Source organism: Streptomyces silaceus (genome assembly GCF_001419745.1).
GTDB classification, from domain to species: Bacteria; Actinomycetota; Actinomycetes; order Streptomycetales; family Streptomycetaceae; genus Streptomyces; species Streptomyces silaceus.
Genome location: NZ_LIRJ01000421.1, coordinates 1 through 5,889 on the forward strand (window position 1 = coordinate 1; position 5,889 = coordinate 5,889).

Below are 5,889 nucleotides of genomic sequence, written 5' to 3' on the forward strand. Positions count from 1 at the left end.
GAGTCGTGGAGGCGGGGGTCTTGGGGTCGCGGATGAGGATGATCGCCAGGGCCGCCGCGGCCAGGACGCCCGCGGCGCCGGCCCAGAAGGTGGCGGACATGGCCTCGGTGAAGGCCTCACGGGCCGCCGTGGCCAGGGCGGTGTCGCCGGAGGAGGCGGCCAGGGCGAGGGCGTCGGAGACCGAGTGACTCGCCCGCGCCGGGGCGGAGTCGGGCATCGCGCCGGTGTAGGTGCCGGAGAGGACCGTGCCGAGGACGGCGACGCCGAGGGCCGCGCCGGCCTGCTGGACGGTGTCGTTGAGGGCGGAGCCGACCCCGGCGTGCTCGGCGGGCACCGCGCTCATCAGGGCGGACGTCGCCGCGGGCATCGCCAGACCGCCGCCGATGCCGATCAGGACCATGGCCGCGGAGACCATGCCGAACCCGGCGTCGGAGGAGAGCGAGGCGAGCGTGCCGAACCCGGCGGCGATGACGGTCAGGCCGACGGCGATCATGGGGCGGTTGCCGATCCTGTTGCCGAGGGTGGCGCCGGCGCCGTTGAAGACGAGCGTGGCGACGGCCATCGGGGCGAAGGCGATGCCGGTCTTGGCGGGCGAGTAGCCGAGGACGAACTGCAGGTACTGCGTCAGGACGAGCATCAGGCCGCCGTTGGCGAAGGTGAGCAGGACGAGCGAGAAGCTGGCGCCGCTGAAGACACGGTCGCGGAAGAGCGCGAGCGGCACCGTCGGCGCGTCCGTGCGGAGCTCCCAGATGCCGAAGGCGGCCAGGGCGAGGGCGGTGTGGACGGCCGCCCCGGGCCGAGCTGCCCCGACGGGTTCAGCCTGCAGCCGCCTCCTGGCGATCCTGACGCGCTCGTCTGCCGCCGGGACGGCGCGCCCGCCCCCGACCCCGAACCGAGCCCGCAGCGCTCGACCCGTCCCGCCGCCAGTTCGCGTGACGCAGGCCCCTTCCGCCTTCGGGCGGGAGGGGCCCTTCGTCGTGCGCAGGCTGGCCTCAGTGCAGAGCTTCAATGGCACGCACGATCAGCTCGCGGGCCTCACCTCCGTACACCGCCATGCCGCGGAGCTGCTCGAACGCTGCAGCATAGAGAGCAACTTCGGACGGCTGGGTGACGTTGACCTCGGCAGTGACCAGCTCGACAGACACACGGATGTCGTCGTAGATGTGAAAGGTCTCCTCCGGCCAGCGCGTTCGGCGGGCCGACGTAGGGATGATGCCGAGGGATACCGCGGGCAGTGCCCCGACGGTGAGGAGGAACCCGAGCTGTGCCGCCATCGCTTCGCGGTCGGCGACCCGGTAGTGCAGGACCGGTTCCTCGATGACCACGACGAAGATGTGGCCCTGCTCCTGGATGATCCGGGAGCGTTCGACACGCGCACGGGCAGCCTCCGCGCTGTCGTCGGCTGGTAGATCATGAACAGCCGCAGCGATTCCTAGGACCGCGAGTGCGTACCCCTCTGTCTGCAGGAGGCCGGGGACGATGCTGGACGAGTACAGCCGGAAGGACTCCGTTTCCCGGAAGGCCTGAACCCGACTCTCCTGCAAGTGACGGAGTCCGGCGCGGGCTTGCTCGCGCCACTGCCGGTACATCGACTCGGCGTTGATGGACTGCACGACGAGGTCGTTCGCCTGGTCGGTCGCGTGGACCGCGGCGCACCAGCGGCGGATGTCAGTGGCGGTGGGCCCGGTGCGGGCGTTCTCGATGCGGGACGTCTTGGCATGGTGCCAGCCGCACGCTGTAGCCAGCTGCACGACCGTCAGGCCGGCTTCCTTGCGGAGGTCGCGCAAGCGGTGCGCGACTGCTTCACGCGCGGCCTGGGCGGAGGAAGACGGCGAGACGGGCATGGGCTGAGTGTCAGCACTTTCTGATCAGTGGATCTTGTATTGGTCGTGCGGGGTGGCGCGTGTCCACACGGTTTCGAATGCCTCGGCGCACAAGCGCGCCGCCGCTTGGTCGGTGGAGATCTCGTGCCCGGTCGAGGCCCCGTCACCGGAGAAGAAGCCCCACCTGATGACCTGCCCGTCGAACAGCCAGAAGTCGTTCCCCGGCAGGGCGATGTCGGAGGCTGCGCGCCGGGGCAGCCATCGCACGTCCTCGCCCGCGTGCAGGTTCACGCTCGTGGACGTGTGCTCGTAGCGGATGTAGTCGGTCACCGGCTCGGAGACGATGCGGGCTCGCCGGACGGTGACACCGCGGGCAACAGCCTGCGAGACGAGCGAGACCCACGGGGCCCAGTTCGGGGAAGTGGGGTCGGTGTCGAGATGGCCGGTGTCCAGCCACTCCCTGAAGTCGTCCGCTTCAGCGGCTACTCCGTAGTGATCCCGCATCTCCAGGTGCACAGCGGATCGCGAGGCCCCAGCGAAGAGGTCAGCGATGGTCGGCGCGCTCGATGGCATCGCAGGCCTCCCTGATCATGCCCACCATCCGGGCAGGGATACGGACGACAGCCTCGCCCTCCGGCACGCCGACCGCGTGCCCCGGCACTTCGAACGCGGCGGCCTCGGCGGCCATTTCCGGACCTGGCTCCCACCCCTGGAAGACCAGCTCCTGCGCGTCGTGGTCGACCCACACGGTCGGTGAGTCAGCGGTCTTCGTGTCGGGGTCGATCCCGATGAAGGTTAATGCCATGTCAGCCTCCTTCTATCGCTGTGCAGTTCTGTGCGCCACAGTCACGCAGCAGGCGTGACCGGTCAAGAGCCAAGGGTGGAGTTCCCCCGGAAGCAGGTCCTTGCTGCACAGATCTGCACATCGCTGGCAGTGGCGCACGTCACGCTCCTAGCGTCGGTAGACGCAGCAAGCCTTGGCGACCGGGTGAACGGCCCCAGGGCGTGGCGGACTACGAGGAGTCGACATGGCCGACAGTACGGGACACCTGCCAACGACAGGAAGCGGCGCATCCCGGGCGCTCGTGAGCGCCGTCACCGACTGGTTCGCGCGCACCCTGGACGCACCCGAGCAAGCACGGCGCGAGTGGCACGGAGACGGCGTCGCCCTGCTGCCGCTGGGCAAGAAGTTTGACGCGGTCCGCCTGCCTGATGCCCTCGTCCACGCCGCCGTGGGCTCCACTGAGCCTGGCGAGACGGCCGTGCTCCTGGAACGTTTCCTCCGCGGCCCCGTGATCCACGACAGCCGGACCATGGGTGGCATCTACTACGCCCTCATGCGGCCGGTCGCACGGGTCCAGTGGCGGCATCAGGACATCGCCCCCCCGCCTCGGAGTGAACAACTACCTCGGCGTCCCCACGCTCGCCCGCACTGCACTTCCCGGTCCCTACTGGGTGGTGCTGCCCCGTTTCGAGGGCGACCTGTGCGAGCCCTCGGCCGTCGAGGGCCTCGTCACCGCCGGCAGTGCCGTCCTGAGCGGGACCGAGCAGTGATCGCGGGCGCGATGACCGCCGAGGAGCAGCGGGCGGGCGAGGCGTACCGGCTTCTCCTCTCGCACACCGAGGGATGTGGCCACTGCCGGGCGAGCGAGGAGTGCGAGGACGAGCGGCGCCTGGCGCGCGCCTGGCGCGCCCTGCGCTCGGCCGCCGCACACGGCATGCCTGGGGGTGAGGCGTCATGACCGAGCCGCTCCAGACCGCGCCGTTCCAGTCCCCCGAGCGGTGCATCGACTGCTCCCGCACCATCCGCGACGGCGAGCGGGCCGAGGAACTCGGACGCGACCTCGCTCGGCATCGACGGGGCCCGGAGTGACACGAAAGCCCAGCTCGGGTATCGCCCGAGCTGGGCTTTCTTCGTAGACCGTGTGGGACTCGAACCCACAACCAATGGATTAAAAGTCCACTGCTCTGCCAATTGAGCTAACGGTCCTCGTCGGTGCACCCCCGAGCATAGCGGGAGCGGCCCCGGCATCCGATCGGGTATCGCCGTCGGGCGTCCGGCAGACGGCGAAGGGCCCGTACGACAGGTGCGTCGTACGGGCCCTTCGTCCTGTTCGGGCCGGTAGCCCCAACTGGCTACGCGTCAGCCGTTGCGCTTCCAGCGCGGCTTGTCGTCGCGGCGGCCGAAGGAGCTGCCGGAACGGTCGTCGCGGCGGTTGTACGACGGGCGGTCGTGGCCGCCGGCGCGGTGGCCGCCGGCGGGGCGGTCGTCGCGGCGGTCACGGTTGAACGGACGGTCGCTGCCGCGGTGACCGCCGGAGGGGCGGTCGTCGCGACGGAAGCCGCCACGGTCGTCACGGCGGTCGCGGTTGAAGCCGCCACCGCGGTTGTCGTCACGACGCTCGAACGAACGGCCACCACGGTCGTCACGACGGTCACGGCTGAAGCCACCGCCACGGTTGTCGTCACGACGGAAGCCACCGCGGTCGTCACGGCGGTCGCGGTTGAAGCCGCCACCGCGGTTGTCGTCACGACGCTCGAACGAACGGCCACCACGGTCGTCACGACGGTCACGGCTGAAGCCGCCACCACGGTTGTCGTCACGACGGAAGCCGCCACGGTCGTCACGGCGCTCGAACGAACGGCCGCCACGGTCGTCACGACGGTCGTCGCGGTTGAAGCCACCGCGGTCGCCGCGACGGTCGCGCTCGTAGTTGCCGCGCTCGTCGCGCTGCGGACGGCGGTCGTACGAGGAGGAACGCTCCTCGCGGACCGGACGCTCGTCGCGCTCGGCCACCGGCTGCTCCGGCGCCGACGCGGCGGCCTCGACGACCGCCTCGGCGGCGGCGGTGGCCTCGGCGACGGCGGTCTCCGGGTCGTCACCGCGCTCGCGGGCGGCACGTGCGGTGAGGCGGTCGGCCTCCTCGCGCAGCTCGGCGGCGCGGCGCGTGGCGCGCTCCAGCTCCTTGGTGAGCTCGCGGACCTCGCGCTCGGCCTGCGTCGCCGCGTTGCCCGCGGAGTCGGCCTGGACCTCGGTCATGGAGCGGGCGCCGGTGATCTCGGCGACCTCCGGGTCGAAGGTGCCGCCGCCGTTGATGATGTGGCGGGTGGCGTCGACGCCGGCGTCCTCCATGAGACGGAAGATCTGGCGGCGCTGGTGCGGCAGGGACAGCGAGACGACCGTGCCGGAGCGGCCCGCGCGGGCGGTGCGGCCGGAGCGGTGCAGGTAGTCCTTGTGGTCGCCGGCCGGGTCCACGTTCAGGACCAGGTCGATGCCGTCGACGTGGATGCCGCGGGCGGCGACGTCGGTGGCGACGAGCGCGTTGACGTAGCCGTCCTTGAAGTCCGCCAGCGTCCGCGTACGGGCGCCCTGCGTCATGCCGCCGTGCAGCGCGTCGGCCTTCACACCGGCGTCGCGCAGCTGCTCGGCGATGCGGTCGGCGCCCAGCTGGGTGCGGACGAAGATGATGGTGCGGCCCTTGCGCGCGGCGATGGCGGCCGTGACGGGCGCCTTGTCGCGGGGCTTCACGATCAGGATGTGGTGCGTCATGGTCGTGACGGCGCCCTGGGCGGCGTCGACCTCGTGCGTCACCGGGTTGTCCAGGTAGCGCTTGACCAGCGTGGAGATCTCGTTCTCCATCGTGGCCGAGAACAGCATGCGCTGGCCGCCGGCCGGGACCTGGTCGAGCAGCTCGGTGACCTCGGGCAGGAAGCCCAGGTCGGACATCTGGTCGGCCTCGTCGAGGACGGCGACCTCGACGTTCTCCAGGGAGCAGGCGCCGCGGTTGATGATGTCGCGCAGCCGGCCCGGGGTGGCGACGAGGATGTCGACGCCGCGCTCCAGGGCGTAGATCTGGTTGCCCATCGACGTACCGCCGCAGACGACCTTCATCTTGAGGCCGAGGACGTCGCCGTAGGGCTGGAGGGCGTCGGCGACCTGCATCGCCAGCTCGCGGGTCGGGGTCAGGATGACCGCGCGGGGCTTCTTCTTCTCGGTGTGGCCGTCGGCGAGACGCGCCAGCGTCGGCAGACCGAAGGAGAGGGTCTTGCCGGAGCCGGTGCGGCC

8 protein-coding genes and 1 tRNA gene are annotated in these 5,889 nt (G+C 71.0%); 3 read left to right on the forward strand and 6 right to left on the reverse strand.

The window, feature by feature from the left end:
* From AOK22_RS32155 to AOK22_RS32170, 4 genes are all read right to left on the reverse strand, one after another.
* Positions 1-1,009, reverse strand: a 1,009-nt coding sequence (locus AOK22_RS32155) for an MFS transporter (RefSeq protein WP_244165195.1), incomplete at its 3' end; no start/stop codon positions are given.
* Positions 993-1,844: a helix-turn-helix domain-containing protein gene (locus tag AOK22_RS32160; protein ID WP_055702241.1), complete on the reverse strand. Its 852-nt coding sequence runs from the start codon at positions 1,842-1,844 to the stop codon at positions 993-995. The genes AOK22_RS32155 and AOK22_RS32160, both read right to left, overlap by 17 nt.
* A gap of 24 nt (positions 1,845-1,868) precedes the next feature.
* Positions 1,869-2,396, reverse strand: coding sequence for a DUF6879 family protein (locus AOK22_RS32165; RefSeq protein WP_055702242.1), 528 nt, complete (start codon positions 2,394-2,396; stop codon positions 1,869-1,871).
* Positions 2,368-2,628 carry a hypothetical protein gene (locus tag AOK22_RS32170; RefSeq protein ID WP_055702243.1) on the reverse strand — a complete coding sequence of 87 codons (261 nt, stop codon included), beginning with the start codon at positions 2,626-2,628 and terminating at the stop codon, positions 2,368-2,370. Before AOK22_RS32170 ends, AOK22_RS32165 begins: the two co-directional genes overlap by 29 nt.
* A gap of 590 nt (positions 2,629-3,218) precedes the next feature.
* Between AOK22_RS32170 and AOK22_RS41625 the strand changes: the two genes are divergently transcribed.
* The 3 genes from AOK22_RS41625 to AOK22_RS43785 are packed head-to-tail and all read left to right on the forward strand — an operon-like array spanning position 3,219 to position 3,696.
* On the forward strand, positions 3,219-3,377 hold the full coding sequence (locus AOK22_RS41625) for a hypothetical protein (RefSeq protein WP_157872337.1): 159 nt from the start codon (positions 3,219-3,221) through the stop codon (positions 3,375-3,377).
* A gap of 11 nt (positions 3,378-3,388) precedes the next feature.
* Entirely contained in the window at positions 3,389-3,565 is a 177-nt protein-coding gene (locus tag AOK22_RS32180; protein ID WP_157872338.1) for a hypothetical protein, read from the forward strand.
* Complete coding sequence (locus AOK22_RS43785) at positions 3,562-3,696, forward strand: hypothetical protein (protein ID WP_279617100.1); 135 nt, start codon at positions 3,562-3,564, stop codon at positions 3,694-3,696. The genes AOK22_RS32180 and AOK22_RS43785 overlap by 4 nt, the downstream gene beginning before the upstream one ends.
* Positions 3,697-3,740: 44 nt before the next feature.
* On the opposite strand, the gene AOK22_RS32185 is transcribed toward AOK22_RS43785, so the two are convergent.
* Together AOK22_RS32185 and AOK22_RS32190 are read right to left on the reverse strand one after the other, a co-directional pair.
* Positions 3,741-3,813, reverse strand: a tRNA-Lys gene (locus AOK22_RS32185).
* Positions 3,814-3,966: 153 nt separating this feature from the next.
* On the reverse strand, positions 3,967-5,889 hold a 1,923-nt coding region (locus AOK22_RS32190), incomplete at its 5' end, for a DEAD/DEAH box helicase (RefSeq protein ID WP_055702246.1).

Coding starts and splice junctions, on each gene's coding strand:
- AOK22_RS32160 (WP_055702241.1), bottom strand. CDS start 1,844: ATGCCCGTCTCGCCGTCTTCCTCCGCCCAGGCCGCGCGTGAAGCAGTC.
- AOK22_RS32170 (WP_055702243.1), bottom strand. CDS start 2,628: ATGGCATTAACCTTCATCGGGATCGACCCCGACACGAAGACCGCTGAC.
- AOK22_RS32180 (WP_157872338.1), top strand. CDS start 3,389: ATGACCGCCGAGGAGCAGCGGGCGGGCGAGGCGTACCGGCTTCTCCTC.
- AOK22_RS32165 (WP_055702242.1), bottom strand. CDS start 2,396: ATGCCATCGAGCGCGCCGACCATCGCTGACCTCTTCGCTGGGGCCTCG.
- AOK22_RS43785 (WP_279617100.1), top strand. CDS start 3,562: ATGACCGAGCCGCTCCAGACCGCGCCGTTCCAGTCCCCCGAGCGGTGC.